A 17,086-nucleotide genomic window follows, 5' to 3' on the forward strand; every position below is an offset into this window, starting at 1 on the left:
GTCGGGCCGTCACTCGGCCTTGAGCTCGCTGAGCGTCACCGTGACGGTCTGGGTGCTGCCGTTGGGCCGCAGGATCTCCACCTTGACCTGATCGCCGGGCTTGAAAGCGGTGATCTCCTCCGCCAGCGCGGCCATGGTCGTGGTCTTCTTGCCGTTGATCGAGAGGATCACGTCACCGGCCCGGATCCCGGCCTTCTCCGCGCCGCCGCCCTTCTCCACGCTCGCCACGCCCACGCCGCTCGGCTGCCCGGTGGCGCCGATGACCGTGCTGCCGCGGATGCCGAGCGCGGCCCGGTGGCTGTTGGTGACCTTGCCGTTCTTCACGATCTGGGCCGCGATGTCGGTGGCCGTGTTGCTCGGGATCGCGAACCCGATGCCGGGCGCGGCCCCGCCGCCGAGCTGAGGGTCGGTGGCGGCGAGGGTCGGGATGCCGATGACCTCGCCGGCCAGGTTCACCAGCGCGCCGCCGCTGTTGCCGGGGTTGATCGCGGCGGAGGTCTGGATCGCGCCGCTGATGGTGGCGCCCGGCGACTCGGGGCTCTGGGGCTCGCTGACGGTACGGCCGAGCGCCGAGACGATCCCGTTCGTGACGCTGCCCGACAGGCCCAGCGGGTTGCCCATGGCCAGGACGATCTGGCCCACCCGCAGCTTGCCCGAGTCGCCGAACCTGGCCGGGCGCAGCCCGTCGGGCTGGTCGACCTTGATCACCGCCAGGTCGCCGGCGCCGAACGCCTTGACCAGCTTGGCCGGGCGGGGCGCGCCGCCGGTGGCGATCGTGACGTTCATCTCGGTCGCCTCGCCGACGACGTGGGCGTTGGTGACGATGTGACCCGCCGTGTCGTAGACGATGCCGGAGCCGAGGCCCACCTTGGTGTTGATCTGCACGATCGACGGCAGGACGTCCGTGATGACCCGCTCGTACGCGCTCTCCAGCGACTGCGGCGCGCTCCCCGGCGCCCCCTCGGAGGCGGTCGGCGAGCCCGGCGTGGTCGTGGCAGGGCTCGCGGTGGCCGTCGAGGTGGACGTCGAGTTGGACGTGGACGGCCCGCAGGCGGTGAGCAGTGCGACGGCTGCCAGTCCGGCGACGATCTCCCTCATGGGGAGGTCTCTGCCCAGCTCAGCAGGAAAGATACGCCTCCCGGACGTCGCGTCTGCTGAGTTTGCCCGTCGGGGTGCGCGGCAGCGACTCCCGGTACTCGATCACCCGGGGGTGTTTCATCCTGGCCAGCCGGGGCGCGCAGTGCCGCAGCAGCTCCGCGGTCAGCTCCGCGCCGCCCGTCACGCCCGGCGCGGGCTGGACCAGCGCCACGACCTGGTGCCCCCACTCGGGGTCGGGCACGCCGATCACCGCGACGTCGGCCACCGACGGATGTTCGAGCAGCGCGGCCTCGATCTCGGCGGGGTAGATGTTGACGCCGCCCGAGATGATCAGGTCGGTCCTGCGGTCCAGCAGGAACAGGTAGCCGTCGGCGTCGAGGTAGCCGATGTCGCCCGGGGTGTAGGCGGCGCCGCGCATGGCCGAGGCGGTCTTGCCGGGGTCGCCGTGGTACTCGAAGCGGTTGATGCCGCCGATGTAGACCGTCCCGGGCTCGCCGGGAGCCGCCTCGTGGCCGTCGTCGCCGATGATCGTGAAGGCCATCCCGTCGAGGGCCCTGCCGACCGTGCCCGGCCTGTCCAGCCACTCCCGGGACGACACCATCGTCGCCACCGCGGCCTCCGTCGAGCCGTAGTACTCCCACAGGACGGGACCGAGCCAGTCGATCATCGCCTGCTTGGTGGCCGGCGGGCAGGGGGCGGCGCCGTGGTAGAGGTGGGTGAGGGAGGACAGGTCGTAGGTCTCCCGGTCCGGCACGGCGAGCAGCCGGTGGAACATCGTGGGCACCATGAACGCGTTCGTCACCCGGTGCCGCTCGATCAGCGCCAGCGCCTCGGCGGCCTCGAACCGTTCCGGGGCCACGATCGAGTGGCCGAACTGCAGCGCCATCATCGCCTGGCCGTAGGGGGCCGAGTGGTAGAGCTGCGAGCACACCAGATGCACCCCGTCGGACGGCAGGCCGAAGTGCCGCCAGCTCTTGCGCATCAGGATGGGGTGGAGGTCCTCGGGCGTGAGGTCGAGCAGCCGGCGGCGCACGCCCTTGGGGCGGCCCGTGGTGCCGGAGGTGTAGAGCATCATCGAGCCGGCCCGGCGGTGCTCAGGGGCGGTGTCCGGCCGGCCGTCGGTCAGGTCGGCGACCGCGAGCACGCCGGGGGAGACGACGACGTCGGCGCCGCAGTCGGCGACGATGTAGTCGATCTCCTCGGCCGTGAAGTGCCAGTTGACCGGCACCAGGTAGACGCCGATCTGGTAGGTGGCCAGCATCATGGTGAGGGCGTCGAGCCCGTTCTTCAGCACGGTCACCACGGCGCCGCCCGGCCGGACGCCGCGCGCGAGCAGGCCGTGGGAGGCTCTGTTGGCGCGGGCGAGCAGCTCGCCGTAGGTCGCGCCGTCGTCGCCGAGCAGGGCGGGACGGTCCGGGTCGGCGGCTGCGATCTCGTAGAAACCCCTCATGTCCGCAGACCATACAGAATTAGATTCTGCTGGGGGAATAGAGGAATTATCCTGCTCTTCGGTGACGTAACCTCAAGGCCATGGCGGACGTCGGCGACGAGAGATCAGCACAGGACACCCAACCTTTCCGCAAGGTCGTCGTGCCGCCTGCCGAGCAAACGGTCAAGATCCCGCGTCCTCCGCGGCCGGGGGCGTCCCAGCCGGTGCGGCCCGCTCCGCAGCCGCCGTCGGGCCCGCAGCCGCCGTCGGGCCCGCAGCCGCGGTCCGGGCCTCAGTCTCTTCGTCCGGCACCGCCTCAGGCTCCCCGGTCCGGCCCGCCGCGCACGCCGCCCGCTCCGTCGTCCATCCAGCCGTCCGCCCAGCCGCCGTCGGGTCCGCAGGCGCGTCCCCACCCCGGGCCGCCCTCGGGTCCCCAGGCGCGCCCGCAGCCCCCGTCCGGCCCGCAGGGCCGCCCGCCGCACCCGCAGCCTCCGGGCGGGAACCAGCAGTTCCAGGGTGGCGGCCGACAGGGGCCGGGACAGGCGCAGGGGCCGGGCCAGGGGGGCGCGCAAGGGCCGGGACAAGGGCTCGTGCAAGGGCCGGGGCAGGTCCATGGGCAAGGGCCGGGGCAGGGGAGGGCGCCGGAGCATCAGCCCGTGCAGGTGTGGCCGCCGGGAGCGCCCAGGTCGCCGCGGCCGGGCCCCGCCGGTCACGTGACGCCGGTCGTCACCAAGCCGCACAAGCGCGGCATCGGGGACATCCCCATCCGCGCGATCTATCTGGCGGGCGCCATCCTCGTCACCGTCACGGCGGTGCTGCTGGTCTTCGTGGTGTTCTCCGGCGACGTGCCCACGACCCGCGACCCCGCCGGGACGACGGTCTCCGTCGCCCCCGTGCCGGCCGCGACCGCCACCCCGACCGCCTCCCCGGCCCCCAGCGAGACGCCGGCCGTGCTCCCCTCGGTGCCGGCGAGCAAGGCGTTCCCCACGTTGCCGGGCAAGGCGTCCGTGGTGAGCGGGATCATCTCCGACCGGACGAGCGGCATCAGCTACCCGCGCCTGGCCGCGCCCTGGGACGCCAAGTCGTTCGCGCCGTTCGCCGTCGCCCAGCGCATCGGCAAGGTGGCGGTGCCGCACACCGTGATCGCCTCGGCCATGTTCCCCGGCGACGCCCCGGAGAAGAAGCCCTCCAAGGACGCCGACTACCGCGACATGGCCGTCCGCGCGGCCCGCTGGGCGCTGCGTACGCAGTATCCGGCGGGCGCCGAGCTGACCTCCTGGACCGGGTCCAGGAAGGTGCCGGTCGGCAAGGGCTGGTCGCTGGGTTACAAGGTCACCTACGTTTCGGGCGGCAAGACGGAGACCGCCCAGGCCATGGTGACGATCGTCGAGGTGGGCAAGACCAAGCCGGCGATGCTGATGGCCTCGATCCCCGAGAAGAACAAGGCGCGATGGGCTGATCTGAACACACTCCTCCAGCAGGTACGGCCCCTCTAGGCCAGAAGCATGCTCTAGAATATGGTTCTGGGCATCGGGCACTGACTTTGACCTGGCTGGAGGATGAGCAATGGCGATCGGATTGAGCGAGGAGCACGAGGCGCTCCGCGATTCGGTGAGCGGCTGGGCCGAGCGGAACATCCCCTCGGAGCTGCTGCGATCCGGGTCGGACGAACGTCCGCCCTTCTGGCCGGGCCTGGCCGAGCAGGGGCTGCTCGGCCTGCACCTTCCCGAGGAGTCCGGCGGCTCGGGCTACGGGCTGCTGGAGGCGGCCGTCGCCGTCGAGGCGCTGGCCGAGAAGCTCGCCCCCGGCCCGTACGTGCCGACCGTGCTGGCCGGCGCGGTCATCCACGCCTCCAAGCGGCACGACCTGCTCCAGTCCCTCGCCGACGGCACGCTGACGGGCGCCGTCGCGCTGTCCGGCTCGCTCACCGGCTCCCGTGCCGACGACGGCTCGCTGGTCGTGTCCGGCACGGCCGACCCGGTGCTGGCCGGCTCGCTGGCCGACGTGCTGGTGCTGCCGGTGACCACGTCCGAGGGCGAGGAGTGGATCGCCGTCGACGCCTCCGCCGTCACCGTCACGCCGGTCCGGTCGCTCGACCTGACCCGGCCGGTGGCCAAGGTGGAGCTGTCGGAGGTGAGCGTGCCCGCCGAGCGTGTGCTCGACGGCGTGGAGAGCCCCGACGTGCTCAACCTGGCCGCGATCCTGCTCGGCGCCGAGGCCGCCGGGCTGGCGTCCTGGTGCGTCACGGCCGCCGCCGCCTACGCCAAGGTACGCGAGCAGTTCGGCCGCCCGATCGGTCAGTTCCAGGGCATCAAGCACAAGATCTCCCGGATGCTCGTCGCCCTTGAGCAGGCCCGCGCCACCGTCTGGGACGCCACCAGGGCCGAGGGCCGCGAGCTGGAGTACGCCGCCGCCGTCGCCGGGGTGATGGCCCCCGACGCGGCCGTCCAGTGCGCCAAGGACGCGATCCAGACGTTCGGCGGCATCGGCTACACCTTCGAGCACGACGTGCACCTCTACTACCGGCGCGCCCTCACCCTGCGCGCGCTGCTCGGCTCGTCGGCGGAGTGGGCCGCCTCGGTGACCGCGCTCGCCCTGCAGGGCGTCGGCCGCGAGATGGAGATCGACCTGCCCGAGGGCGCCGAGGAGCTGCGCGAGGGCATCCGTGCGGAGATCGCCGAGATCGCCCGCCTTGAGGGCCCGGAGCAGAAGCGGGCGCTCGCCGACCGCGGGTTCGTCATGCCCCACCTGCCCAGGCCGTGGGGCCGTGCGGCCAAGCCGCTGGAGCAGGTGCTCATCGCCCAGGAGCTCAAGGCCGCCAAGGTCAGGCTGCCCGCGATGATCATCGGGGCCTGGGTGGTGCCGTCCATCGCTGTGTACGGCACGTCCGAGCAGCAGGAACGTTTCCTGCCCAAGACGCTCAGCGGCGAGATGATCTGGTGCCAGCTCTTCTCCGAGCCGGGCGCCGGGTCCGACCTGGCCTCGCTGCAGATGAAGGCGGAGAAGGTCGAGGGCGGCTGGCGGCTCAACGGCCAGAAGATCTGGACGTCGGTCGCCCACGTGGCCGAATGGGGCATCTGCATCGCCCGCAACTCCTCCGAGGGCACCAAGCACGAGGGCATCACGTACTTCCTCGTGGACATGAAGGCGCCCGGCGTCACCGTCCGGCCGCTCACCGAGATGACCGGCGAGAACCTGTTCAACGAGGTCTTCCTGGACGACGTCTTCGTCCCGGACGACCTGGTCGTGGGCGAGGTCGGCGACGGCTGGAAGGTCGCCCGCAACACGCTGTCCAACGAGCGCGTCTCGCTCTCGTCCGGATCGGGCGGCACCGGCGCGTCCGTGCCCGACCTGCTCGGGCTGATCGGGCGGCTCGGGCGGCTCGGGCGCGAGCTCACGCCGGCCGAGGAGCAGGAGGTGGCCGGGGTCGTGTGCGAGGGGCACTCGATCAACGCGCTGTCGCTGCGGGTCACGCTCAAGCAGCTCGCCGGGAACGAGCCTGGCGCCGACGCGTCCGTACGGAAGCTGCTGTCCACCTCGCACGCCCAGCACGTCTCCGAGACGGCCGTCGGCCTGCTCGGCGCCCAGGCCGTGGTGGCCGCCGACATGAAGCTCGGCGACGCCGGCTACTGGAACCGGGCGGTGCTCGCGACCAGGGCCATGACCATCTACGGCGGCACCACCGAGGTGCAGCTCAACATCATCGGCGAGCGCATGCTCGGCCTGCCCCGGGACCCCGAGCCCGGCAAGTAACACATGTGAGGCATCGGCGGCTAATCTCCCTTGTGCCCGGATTGCCGGTCCTGGCGCGAGGGAGAGGCGGTGTCACGGTGCGCGAAGGCCGTGCGGGCCGCTGGGGGCCGGCGGCGCTGGGGCTGGGGCTGGCGGTGCTGGCGCTCGGCCCGGCGCTGGGCTGGGGGCTGGTGCTCCGGTACGACCTGCTCTTCGTGCCCGACCCGCCCCTGTGGCCCGACCGCGGCGGCTTCCCCCGGGCGGTGCCCAGCGACCTGGTCGTGGCGCTGCTGTCCAGGGCGTTGCCCGTGGAGATCGTGCAGAAGGCGGCCCTGGTCGGCGTGTTCGTGCTGGCCGCGAGCGGGGCGGCGGCGCTGGTGCCGCCGGAGCGCAGGCTCGCCCGGCTCGTGGCCGCCGCGTTCTACGCCTGGAACCTCTACCTCGCCCAGCGGCTCATGCTCGGCCAGTGGGCCCTGCTCCTGGGCGTGGCCGGGCTGCCCTGGGCGATCCGCGCGCTCACCTGGGAGGACGCACGCCCGGGGACGCTTCGGGCGGGTTTCGCGCGGTCTGGGCGGTTGGCGCTGGCGTTGCTGCCGGCGGCGGTGGGTGGCTTCCAGGCGATGCTGGTGTCCTGGCTCACCCTGATGCCGATCGCCGTCGCCCGGCGCAGGGTGCCGGTCGCCGCCGGGGTGCTGGTCGCGTTCAGCCTGCCGTGGGCGGTGCCCGCGCTCGGCTCGGGCGCCGTGACCGACCCGGCGGGCGTGGACGCGTTCGCGGCCCGCGCCGACGGGCCCTTCGGCGTACTGGGCAGCCTGCTCTCGCTCGGCGGCATCTGGAACGCCGAGGCCGGGCTGCCGGGCCAGGAGGCGTGGTGGACGGCGACCGCCCGGCTCATCCTGGTCCTCGCCGGCCTGTACGGCTACGCCCGCCTCCGCTCGGCCCCCGAGCGGCCCGCCTGGTGGGGCGGCCTGGCGGTGGCGGCGGCCGCCGGGTTCTGCGTCGCCGGGCTGGGCGCGGTCCAGCCGGGACGGGAGGCGCTCAAGTGGCTCATCGCCCTGTGGCCGGGGTTCGGGCCGCTGCGCGACGGCCAGGTCCACCTGGCTCCGCTGGCCCTGCTGACGGCGGTCGGCCTGGCCTCGGTCCTGCGGTCGGGCGCGCTCGCGCTGGTCGGGGTGCTGGCCCCGGTGCTGGCCCTGCCGACGTTCGCGCTGGGCGCGTTCGGCCGGCTGGAGGCGGTGACGTACCCGGCGGAATGGACGGCGGTCCAGCGGATCGTGGACGGTGACCCCGCGCCGGGTGCGCTGGTGTCGCTGCCGTGGGGCGCCCACCGGGCCTTCGCCTGGAACGGCGGCCGGGTGGTGCTCGACCCGGCGACCAAGTTGTTCCGCCGCCGGGTGCTCTGGGACGACACGTTGCTCGTCGGCCTGCCCGGCGGCGGCCGGTTGCGGGTGCGCGGCGAGGACCCGCTGAACCGCCGCACCGGCGACCTGCTGGCCGCCCGTGCCTACGGCGAACTGCCCGCCAGGTATCTCCTCATGGCCGCGGGCGAGAACGGGTTCCCGTCCGCGCCGCCCGGTTGGAGAACGGTCTTCGACGGCAAAGAGCTGCGCTTGCTGCGGCGTTGACCGGCTGTTTCATGATGTACCGGAGGGTAACTTGCTTTATCACGGTTTGACCAATGTTATGGATTCAAGACGAAACACGTTCTAGTCTCGGCACACCGCGTAACCGGAAGGAAGGGAGAGCTTCGTGTTGCGACTTCTCGTGGCCCTGGCGATAGGAGCCCTACTGGCGGTCGGAGCCTCCGTCGCGGTGGTCAACGTGGCCTCACCGTCGCTCACCCCGCCCAACCAGCCGCTCTACAACTACGGCACCAGGTGATCCATCCCGCTTGACGCGGGGCCATACACAGCGAGCACGGAGTGTGGCTCCGCCATGCCCGCATGCCCGCCGACGAGGAGTGATGGTGGTCTTTACCGGTGAGCGCAAGGCGGACACGGCACGGCTGATCGAGCCGCGGACGAGCGACGCGACGGCGGACGAGCGGCCACTCGCGGGCGTCCGCGTGGCGATGCTCAACTTCCGCGAACCCCACCAGTCCACGGCCGGCGGTGCCGAGGAGTACGCCTGGCAGGTCAGCCGGTTCCTGCTGACCCAGGGCGCCTCGGTCGTGTTCGTCACCGGCCGCCAGCGCGGGCAGCGCCGCGCCGAGGTGCTCGACGGCGTCGACCTGCGCAGGATGGGCAACCCGTACCTCGTCTACCTGCTGATCCCGCTCTGGCTGCTGATCCACCGGCGGCGCGTGGACGTCGTCATCGACACCATGAACGGCATCCCCTTCTTCTCCCCGCTCGTCGTCCGCCGCCGCACGCCCGTGATCAGCCTCGTGCACCACGTCCACGACCGGCAGTTCCACGCCTTCCTGCCCGCCTGGCTGGCCCGGATCGGCTGCTTCGTGGAGGGCGAGGTGGCCCGGCTGGTCTACCGGCGCTGCCTGACGGTCACGGTCTCGGAGTCGTCGAGGCGCGACCTGGCCGTCAAGCTGCGCTGGCTCGCGCCCGTCACCGTCGTGCCCAACGGTTGCGCCGAGCCCGCGCGGAGCGAGCCGCCGGCCGCCGCGGGCGAGCCCGCCCTCGTGTACGCCGGCCGCCTGATCGGCCACAAGCGCATCGAGCGCGTCGTGGACCTGGCCGCCGAGCTCGGCGATGCCTGGCCGGGCCTGCGGGTGCACGTCGTGGGCCGCGGCCCCGAGCACGACGCCCTGGCCGCGCGGATCTCCGGCCGGGGCCTCGACGGCCGGGTCGAGCTGCACGGATTCCTGCCCGAGCCGCGCAAGAACGCCCTGCTGGCCGCCGCCCGGCTGAACGTGACGGCCTCGGAGTTCGAGGGCTGGGGGCTGACCGTGATCGAGGCCGCCGCGCTCGGCGTGCCGACGGTGGCCTACGACGTGGCCGGGCTGCGCGACTCCGTGCGGGACGGCGTCACCGGCTGGCTCGTCCGGGACGGCGAGAGCCTGGCCGAGGTGACCGGCCGCGCGCTGGCGGAGCTGGCCGACCCGCGGCGGCGGGCGGAGGTGGCCGCGGCCTGCCGTACCTGGGCCGGGGAATTTACGTGGGCCCGAACTGGGGCTAACATGACCGGACTTATCCTGGCGAAACTCCAAGATTGCGGCGGAGCCCCTCAGTGACCCAAGCCTCGCCTGGACCCCCGGGGGAACGCGGGGACTCCACCGTCGAGAGCTACGAGGCCCGGATCAGGCACAGGCTGCGGCTGCTCGCCTCCTGTCTGCTGCTCGGTGCCATCGCGTTCAACACCTCGACCGAGAAGATCATCCCCGAGACGAAGCTCGACATGGCGGTCAACCCGCTGGGCTTCCTCGGCCGGGCGCTGCACCTGTGGGACGGGGCCTACTTCGGCCACCTGCAGAACCAGGCGTACGGCTACCTGTTCCCGATGGGCCCGTTCTACGCGATCTTCCTCAAGCTGGGCATGGAGTCGTGGGCCGTCCAGCGGCTGTGGATGTCGCTCGTGCTGTGCGTCGCCTTCCTCGGCGTGGTCCAGCTCGCCCGCGCGTTCGGCGTCGGCGGCCCGCACACCCGCGTCCTGGCCGGCTTCGTCTACGCGCTCGCGCCGCACGCCCAGGCGCTCATCGGCATCAACTCCTCGGAGTTCCTGCCCAGCGCCGTGCTGCCGTGGATCCTGCTCCCGCTGGTCAAGGGGGCCAAGGGCGAGCTGACGCCGCGCCGGTCGGCCGCGCTGTCGGCGTTCGCCTTCCTGTTCTGCGGCGGTGTCAACGCGGTGGCCGAGGCGGCCGTGCTCGTGGTGCCGACGGTGTACCTGCTGACCAGGCGCGGCGGGCCGGTCAAACGCCGGCTGATCGCCTGGTGGCTGCCGCTGGTCGCGCTCGCCTCGCTGTGGTGGGCGGTCCCGCTGCTCACGCTCGGCGGCTACATCTTCTCCTTCCTGCCCTACATCGAGACCGCCACCGCGACGACCGGCGTGACGTCGCTGGTCAACGCGCTGCGCGGCACGTCGAGCTGGCTCAGCTTCCTGACCGTGGACGGCCAGACCTGGCTGCCCGACGCCCACCAGCAGTCCACCGTCCCGTGGCTGATCGTGGTCACCGCCGTTGTGGCCGGGCTCGGCCTGGCCGGGCTCACCCTGCGCCGGCTGCCCGAGCGGCCGTTCCTGCTGATCAGCCTGCTGTGCGGGATCGCGATCATCACCACCGGCCATCCCGGCACGCCGCACGAGCAGTTCATGGTCGGGCTGCTCGACGGCCCGCTCGCCGCCTTCCGCAACCTGCACAAGTTCGACGCGCTGATCCGGCTGCCCGTCGCGCTCGGCCTCGCCGGGCTGCTCTCACTGGCCCGCCCGCGCCTGCGCACGCCCCTGACCGTGCTGGCCGCCGGGCTCGTGACCCTGTCGGGCCTGCCCGTCCTGTACGCCGGCCTCGCCCCCGCCGGCGGCTTCACCGCCATCCCCGACTACTGGCGGCAGGCCATCACCTGGCTCAACCGCAACGCCGGCGACGGCATGGTGCTGGCCGTGCCGGGCGCCAAACGCGGCGAGTACCTCTGGGGCCGCCCCCTGGACGAGCCGCTGCAGGCGCTCTCGCAGGCCCGCTGGGCCACGCACACGATCGTGCCGTGGGGCTCGGCCGGCATCTCGCGGCTCATGGCCGCCGTGGACGACCGCCTGGCCACCGGCAAGGGCTCGCCGGGGCTGGCCGCAACGCTGCGCCGGATGGGGGTTTCGTACCTGGTCGTCCGGAACGACCTGGACCGGGCGACGATCGGCACGGCCTGGCCGGTCCGGGTGCACCAGGCGCTGGAGGACTCGCCCGGCGTCTCGCTCGTGGCCCGGATGGGACCGGGCGTCGGCATCGCCCAGTACGGCAGGGCCGCCGCCTGGCTGGACCAGCCGTACCCGGCCGTCGAGATCTACCGCGTGGCCGGCGCCGCGCCGCTGGTCGGCACCGTGGACGCCACCCGCCCGCTGCGCGTCGGCGGCGCGCCGGAGTCCGTGCTCTCCCTGGCCGAGCAGGGCCTGCTGGACGACGACCGGCCCGTCCTGCTCAACGACGACGCGGGCGTGGTCAAGGTGCCCGCGCACGACACGATCCTGACCGACACGCTGCGCCGCAGGGAGGTCGCCTTCGCCGACCTGCGCCGCAACGCCAGCGCCACGCTCACCGCCGACGAGCCGCTGCGCGGCAGCTCGCCCTCCAACGACCTGCTCGACCCCGGCTGGGCGCGGTACGTCTCCACGGCGGGCCTCACCGGCGTCGCGGGCGTCACCGCCTCCAGCTCCGAGGCCGACGTCGGCGCCGCCGCCGGCAGCCGCGAGCCCGGCCACCAGCCCTTCGCCGCCCTGGACGGCGACCGGCGCACGAGCTGGCGCTCCACCGGCTGGAACGGCGCGGTCGGCGAGTGGCTGGAGGTGACCTTCGCCGACCCGCTGACCATCCCCACGATCCAGGTGGCGTTCGAGAACTCGCCGATCGGGCCGCCGCCCAGCGAGGTCGTCGTGGAGACCGGCGCCGGTTCGCTGCGCCAGAAGGTGCGCGCGACCGCCGACCCGCAGGAGCTGGCCGTGCCGAAGGGGCCGGTCGAGCGGCTGCGGGTGAAGGTCGTCGCCACCGCGGACGAACCGGCGAACCGCCTCGGCGGCCGGGTCGGCATCACCGAGCTCGGCATCCCCGGCGTCCGGCCCGGACGCTCGATCGTCGTGCCCGACCCGCGCGAGGACACCGGTGAGCCGGCCACGATCGCGGTCGCCAGGACCGGCGACGTGCCCGGCTGCGTCCGGGGCTCGGCCGCCTGGAGCTGTGCCAAGGGCCACGAGGTGCTGGGCGACGACGGCAACGGCTTCGACCGCGCCTTCGTCACCGGCAAGGACGGCGCGTACGGCATCTCGGGCCGCGCCACGGTCACCGACCGCGCGACGATCGAACGCCTCAGCACGCTGCCCGGCGACTCCCTGAGCGTGCGCGCCTCCTCCACCGCGGTGGACAGCGGCGCGGCGGGCGGCCGCTGGGCCTTCGACGGCGACCCGAAGACGGCCTGGTTCGCCGACCCGCTCGACCCCAGGCCCACGCTGAACGTCGAGCTGGCCCGCGAGACGAAGCTGTCGCAGATCCGCGTCATCACGCCCGACTCCTACCTCGGCGCCCCGCCCGTCCGGGTGACGATCCGGGCGGAGGGCGGCGTCCGGCAGAGCTGGATCGGCACGGACGGGCTCGTCCGCTTCCCCGGGATGACGGCCAGGAAGGTCGCGCTGGAGTTCGGGGCGTCGGGCGGCCGGCCGATCGAGATCAGCGACGTGGCCTTCCCCGGCGTGCGGCCGCTCGGCGCGCTGACCGGCTTCAGGCTCACGCTGCCGTGCGGCTTCGGGCCGACGCTCACCATCGACGGCAACGAGGTGCACACCGCCGTCACCGGCGGCACCCTGCACGACGTGGTCACCGGCCGGCCGGTGACCTTCGAGACCTGCGAACGGCTCCAGCTCGTGGCCGGTCCGACCCGGCTGTCCGTGCGGCCGGGGGAGTCGTACCGGGTCGAGTCGGCCGTCGTGCGGCACGAGCCGGGCAGCCCCGCCGCCGGGCCCACCGTCATGCGGCGCACGCCGGTCACCAAGTGGGCGGCCGGCGAGCGGGTCGTCCAGGTGAACGTCCAGGACGACGCCTACCTGGTGGTCAACGAGAACTTCAACGCCGGCTGGAAGGCCACGCTGGGGGCCGCGGCGCTCAAGCCGGTGCGGCTCGACGGCTGGCGGCAGGCCTGGTTCCTGCCCGCGTTCACGGCCGGGACGGTGACGCTCACCTACGAGCCGGATGAGCCGTACCGGGCGGGGCTCGCGGCGGGCGGGGCGCTGGCGCTGCTCGTCGCCGGGCTGGCCCTGGTGGGCAGGGGCCGGCCGGGACGTCATCTGGCGCCCGTCCTGGCCGCCCGGCCGCGGGTCCGGCATGTCGCGGTCTTCGCCGTGGTGCTCGGCTACTGGGTCGGCGGCCCGGCCGGGGCGGGCGTGGCCGGGGTGGCGTTCGTGCTGAGCGCCTGGTCGCGTCCGCTGCGGGAGGCCGAGCACCTGCGCGGGCGGCGGCGCTGGACCCTGCTGCTCGGGCCGCCCGGCGGGCTCGCGCTCTACCTGGCCGCCACGGTCGCGGTGGCGCTCGGCGCGGGTGGCCTGTGGGCGCAGCTGCTCTGCCTGCCGCTGCTCGGGCAGCTCCTCGTCGAGGTGGCGGCCAGGCGCGCGCCGGTCAGGCAGACCACCGTACCGATCACCGTCGCCGCAGGCGGCCCGACCATGACGAGTGTTCCGTGACCGACACGATCAAGCCGCGTCCGGGGACCGTCATCACGGTTCCCGGCCCGGTGGCGCGTGCCGCCCGCTGGGTCCGCCGCCACGGCGTCCTGCTGGCCGGGCTCGTGCTCATCGCCGCCGCGGTGGCGGGCAAGGCGGCCGTCGTCCAGGAGGCGTACTTCAAGGAGGACGACTACGAGTTCGTGGCCAGGGCGATGGAGAGCGGCCTGTCCTTCGACTACCTGACCCGGATCCACTTCGGCCAGTTCATGCCGGGCGGCTTCCTGGTGGCCTGGCTGGTCTCCCGGCTGCACCCCTTCGACTGGGGGTGGGCGGCCGGCACGGTGCTGGCGCTGCACGCCCTGGCCGCCCTGGGCGTGCTGCGCATGTCGCGGGTGGTGTTCGGCAGGCGGCCGGCGACGCTCGTGCCGCTGCTGGTCTTCCTGCTGGCGCCGGTGACCGTGCCCGCGCTCGCCTGGTGGGCGGCCGGGCTCAACACCGTGTTCCTCCAGGTCGCGCTGCCCATGGCGGTCGCCTCGCACTGGCATCACCTGCGGACGGGCCGGCTGCGGCACGCCGTGGCCGCGGCGCTGTGGGTGCTGGTCGGGCTGCTGGGCTTCGTCAAGGGGTTCGCGCTGCCGCTGCTGCTGTTCGCCCTCACCGCGATCTACCACGGCGGCCTGCGCGCCGCGCTGCGCCGCCACCTGGCCGCCTGGGCCATGTACGCCACCGTGCTGGTGGCCTTCGGCGCGCTCTACGTCCAGCGGTCATTGTCGGCGCCGAACACCGGGGCGCTGCCGATCTTCGACCAGGCCCTGGGCTTCCTGTGGGAGCTGCTGGGCAAGACGTTCGCCACCACCGTGCTCGGCGGGCCGTGGCGGTGGTTCGCGGGCGGCGACTGGGGGGTGGCCTCGCCGCCGCTGCCGCTGGTGGTCGCCTCCCTCGTCGTCCTGGCCGCGCTGGTGGTGGTCACCAGCCGGTACCGCAGGCGGGCGATCCTGGCCTGGGCCACGCTGCTGGGCTACCTGCTCGTCGCGGACGCGCTGCCGGTGTTGTGGGGACGCGTGCACCTGCTGGGCTCGTTCGTCGGCACCGACACCCGGTACGTCGCCGACGCCGTCCCGCTGCTCGCGCTGGTCGTGGGCCTGGTGCTGCTGCCGTTGCGCGGCGAGGAGGAGCCGTACCGCAGGGCGCTGCCGGCGCGGGAGCGGGTGACCGGGGCGGCCGGCGCGATGCTCGGGCTGTTCGCGGGCGCGTCGCTGGTCACGGTGACGCTCTTCGCCGGGTACATGGGGGCCGAGCGGCGGCACGACTACATCGAGACCGCCCGCGCCGAGCTGGCCAGGGCGGCCCCCGACAGCGTGATCTACGACCGGCTGGTGCCGACGGAGGTGCTGCCGAACTCGTACGGGGCCTACAGCCTGACCTCGCGGGTGCTGGGCGCGCTGGCCACGCCCGCGCTCAGGGCCAGGATGCAGGCGCCGCCCGCCGCGCTCGACGGCCTGGTCTTCGACGACCAGGGCCGGCTGCGGCCGGTGGACGTGCAGGGCATCCCGCTCGTGCCCACCACCCGCGACCGGTGCTGGCCGGCGACCGGCGGGACCGTCCAGGTGCCGCTGGACAACCGCGTCACCCGGGTGGAGGGCACCCTGGTCAGGCTGGGGTACGCGGCCCGGTCCGACACGACGGTCACCCTGTGGATGGGCGACCGCGCCACCGACATGAAGCTGCGCGCGGGCTTCGGCAGGGTCTTCGTGCTGGCCGTGCCGGGGGCGGACCGGATCGTCGTGCACGACGTGCCGCCCGGCCTGTGCCTGGGCGACGTGACGCCGGGACAGGCGGTGCCCCGGCCGTGACCGCCCCGAGCCGAAGGAGCCTCGCGCTGGTGCTGGCCGCCGTGGGGGCCTTCCTGCTGACGCTCATCCCGCTGAGCCGCCTGTACGTCTACGACCGGGTGCTCAAGGCCCCCCTGGAACAGCAGAGCATGACCAGGGCGACCGCCGGGTCGGCGACGTACGTGGACCCGGCGACCATGCGGCAGACGACCGGCGACCTGGTCCAGACCCGGTGGCTGATCGGCGACGTGCTGGCCGGCGACGACGACCGCGCGGTGTGGGGCGAGTCGGTCTCCCTGGCCACCCGCGACGGCCACCGCCTGGACTACCACGAGCGCCGCCTGGCCTTCGACCGGCGTACCGGCGAGATCGTGAACTGCTGCGGCGAGTACCTGGACGAGGACGTCTCCGTCCGGCAGACCGGGCAGGTCTTCCGCTGGCCGTTCAACGCGGAGCGCCGCGACTACCCGCTGTTCGACCTGCGCCTGCGCCGTCCGGTCACGGCCGTCTTCGACGGGGTCGAGCGGGTGCGCGGCGTCGAGACCTACCGCTACGTCCAGCGCACGCCGCGCCAGCTGGTGCCCGGCGAGACGCCGCCGTTGCCGCGCCGCCTGCTGGGCCTGCCCGGCAAGGGCGACGTCGGCCTCGGCCGGTACGCCGAGATCCGGCGCACGTACTGGGTCGAACCGGTCAGCGGCCTGCCCGTCAGGACGCTGGAGGAGGTGACCGAGACGCTGGTCACCGCGGACGGCCGGGGCCGTCTCACCGCCCTCGACGCGGCCTTCCGCACCGCCGAGCCGGACGTGGCCGCGGCCCTGGCGACGGCGGCCGCCTACCGGCGCTGGATCCTGCTGCTCGGCACGGTGGCGCCGATCGGCGGCGGCCTGCTCGGCGCGGGCTGCGTGGTGGCCGCCCTGTGGTTGTCGCGGCGGCGCTCACCTGCGGCGCAGGACGAGGAGCAGGTTCCAGGTGACCAGCTCGCGGATGCCAGGTAGGTGGACGACGTGCCTGGCCCAGCGTGGGTGGTAGCGGGGGACCGCGTCGAGGACCTCCACGTCGCGCCTCCCACGCGCCCAGGCCAGCGGCTTGGCCACGCCGATGGCGTACATGCTCTCGCCGTAGACGTTCTTGGGCGGCTTGCCGTGGGTGCGGGCGTAGCGGCGGGCCGCGTAGTGGCCGCCGAGGTAGTGCCAGGGAGAGGTCTCGTGGCCGCCCCAGGGCGAGAACCAGATCGTGTACGACAGGTAGACCACGCCGCCCGGCCGGGTCACCCGGACCATCTCGTCGGCCATCCGCAGCGGGTCGGGCACGTGTTCCAGCACGTTGGAGGAGAAGCACACGTCCACCGAGCCGGTGGCGAGCGGCAGGTCGAGCGCGCTGCCGAGCACGGCGTCGCGGGGCGGCACGCCGTCGCGCAGGCGCATCTCACCGGCGTCGCAGTCGACGCACAGGGGCCGCGCGCCGACCGCGCGCAGGGCGTCGGCGAAGTAGCCGGGGCCGCCGCCGATGTCGGCCACGGTCGCGCCGGCCAGGTCGGTGTAGGTGGCGAGCTGGGCCACCGTGTCCCTGGCCAGGGTGCCGTAGAAGAAGTCGGGGTCGCTCTGCTCCAGACGGAAGGCGCGCAGCAACCGGACGGATCTGCCGAGATCCGCTCGGAACGGTTCGGTGTCCACGGCGCGGAGCTTACTGC

General features: G+C 73.6%; 11 protein-coding genes. 8 read left to right on the plus strand and 3 right to left on the minus strand.

Going from position 1 to position 17,086, the window contains the following annotated elements:
* Positions 1-9: 9 nt before the first annotated feature.
* Together ABZ444_RS00585 and ABZ444_RS00590 are read right to left on the minus strand one after the other, a co-directional pair.
* Positions 10-1,098 carry a trypsin-like peptidase domain-containing protein gene (locus ABZ444_RS00585; RefSeq protein ID WP_357990639.1) on the minus strand — a complete coding sequence of 363 codons (1,089 nt, stop codon included), beginning with the start codon at positions 1,096-1,098 and terminating at the stop codon, positions 10-12.
* A 19-nt stretch (positions 1,099-1,117) separates the two neighbouring features.
* A complete protein-coding gene (locus tag ABZ444_RS00590; RefSeq protein ID WP_357990642.1) occupies positions 1,118-2,548 on the minus strand; it encodes an AMP-binding protein in 1,431 nt (476 codons plus the stop codon).
* A 635-nt stretch (positions 2,549-3,183) separates the two neighbouring features.
* Between ABZ444_RS00590 and ABZ444_RS00595 the strand changes: the two genes are divergently transcribed.
* The 8 genes from ABZ444_RS00595 to ABZ444_RS00630 all read left to right on the plus strand — a co-directional run bounded on the left by ABZ444_RS00595 (position 3,184) and on the right by ABZ444_RS00630 (position 16,391).
* Positions 3,184-4,023 (plus strand): hypothetical protein, encoded by an 840-nt coding sequence (locus tag ABZ444_RS00595; protein WP_357990645.1) that lies wholly within the window; start codon positions 3,184-3,186, stop codon positions 4,021-4,023.
* Positions 4,024-4,093: 70 nt separating this feature from the next.
* The gene (locus tag ABZ444_RS00600; protein WP_357990648.1) at positions 4,094-6,280 is read left to right on the plus strand and encodes an acyl-CoA dehydrogenase; all 2,187 of its coding nucleotides are present in this window, start codon (positions 4,094-4,096) and stop codon (positions 6,278-6,280) included.
* Between the two features lie 77 nt (positions 6,281-6,357).
* On the plus strand, positions 6,358-7,884 hold the full coding sequence (locus ABZ444_RS00605; RefSeq protein WP_357990651.1) for a hypothetical protein: 1,527 nt from the start codon (positions 6,358-6,360) through the stop codon (positions 7,882-7,884).
* A gap of 124 nt (positions 7,885-8,008) precedes the next feature.
* Complete coding sequence (locus ABZ444_RS00610; RefSeq protein ID WP_260477562.1) at positions 8,009-8,140, plus strand: hypothetical protein; 132 nt, start codon at positions 8,009-8,011, stop codon at positions 8,138-8,140.
* Positions 8,141-8,222: 82 nt separating this feature from the next.
* Positions 8,223-9,446 (plus strand): glycosyltransferase family 4 protein, encoded by a 1,224-nt coding sequence (locus ABZ444_RS00615; protein ID WP_357990654.1) that lies wholly within the window; start codon positions 8,223-8,225, stop codon positions 9,444-9,446.
* Positions 9,443-13,582, plus strand: a complete 4,140-nt coding sequence (locus tag ABZ444_RS00620; RefSeq protein WP_357990656.1) for an alpha-(1->3)-arabinofuranosyltransferase family protein — start codon at positions 9,443-9,445, stop codon at positions 13,580-13,582. The genes ABZ444_RS00615 and ABZ444_RS00620 overlap by 4 nt, the downstream gene beginning before the upstream one ends.
* Positions 13,579-15,417 carry a hypothetical protein gene (locus ABZ444_RS00625; RefSeq protein ID WP_357990659.1) on the plus strand — a complete coding sequence of 613 codons (1,839 nt, stop codon included), beginning with the start codon at positions 13,579-13,581 and terminating at the stop codon, positions 15,415-15,417. Before ABZ444_RS00620 ends, ABZ444_RS00625 begins: the two co-directional genes overlap by 4 nt.
* The gene (locus tag ABZ444_RS00630; RefSeq protein WP_357990661.1) at positions 15,414-16,391 is read left to right on the plus strand and encodes a DUF3068 domain-containing protein; all 978 of its coding nucleotides are present in this window, start codon (positions 15,414-15,416) and stop codon (positions 16,389-16,391) included. Before ABZ444_RS00625 ends, ABZ444_RS00630 begins: the two co-directional genes overlap by 4 nt.
* Here ABZ444_RS00630 and ABZ444_RS00635 read toward each other — a convergent pair.
* Entirely contained in the window at positions 16,332-17,069 is a 738-nt protein-coding gene (locus ABZ444_RS00635) for a methyltransferase domain-containing protein (protein WP_357990664.1), read from the minus strand. The two genes, ABZ444_RS00630 and ABZ444_RS00635, sit on opposite strands and share 60 nt — an antisense overlap.
* Positions 17,070-17,086 lie beyond the last annotated feature (17 nt).

Origin of the sequence: Nonomuraea sp. NPDC005730 (assembly GCF_040630865.1) — a bacterium.
Taxonomy (GTDB): domain Bacteria; phylum Actinomycetota; class Actinomycetes; order Streptosporangiales; family Streptosporangiaceae; genus Nonomuraea.

Excerpts from the sequence above, each read along its gene's own strand:
- ABZ444_RS00615 (WP_357990654.1), top strand. The coding sequence starts at position 8,223 with ATGGTGGTCTTTACCGGTGAGCGCAAGGCGGACACGGCACGGCTGATC.
- ABZ444_RS00585 (WP_357990639.1), bottom strand. The coding sequence starts at position 1,098 with ATGAGGGAGATCGTCGCCGGACTGGCAGCCGTCGCACTGCTCACCGCC.
- ABZ444_RS00590 (WP_357990642.1), bottom strand. The coding sequence starts at position 2,548 with ATGAGGGGTTTCTACGAGATCGCAGCCGCCGACCCGGACCGTCCCGCC.
- ABZ444_RS00600 (WP_357990648.1), top strand. The coding sequence starts at position 4,094 with ATGGCGATCGGATTGAGCGAGGAGCACGAGGCGCTCCGCGATTCGGTG.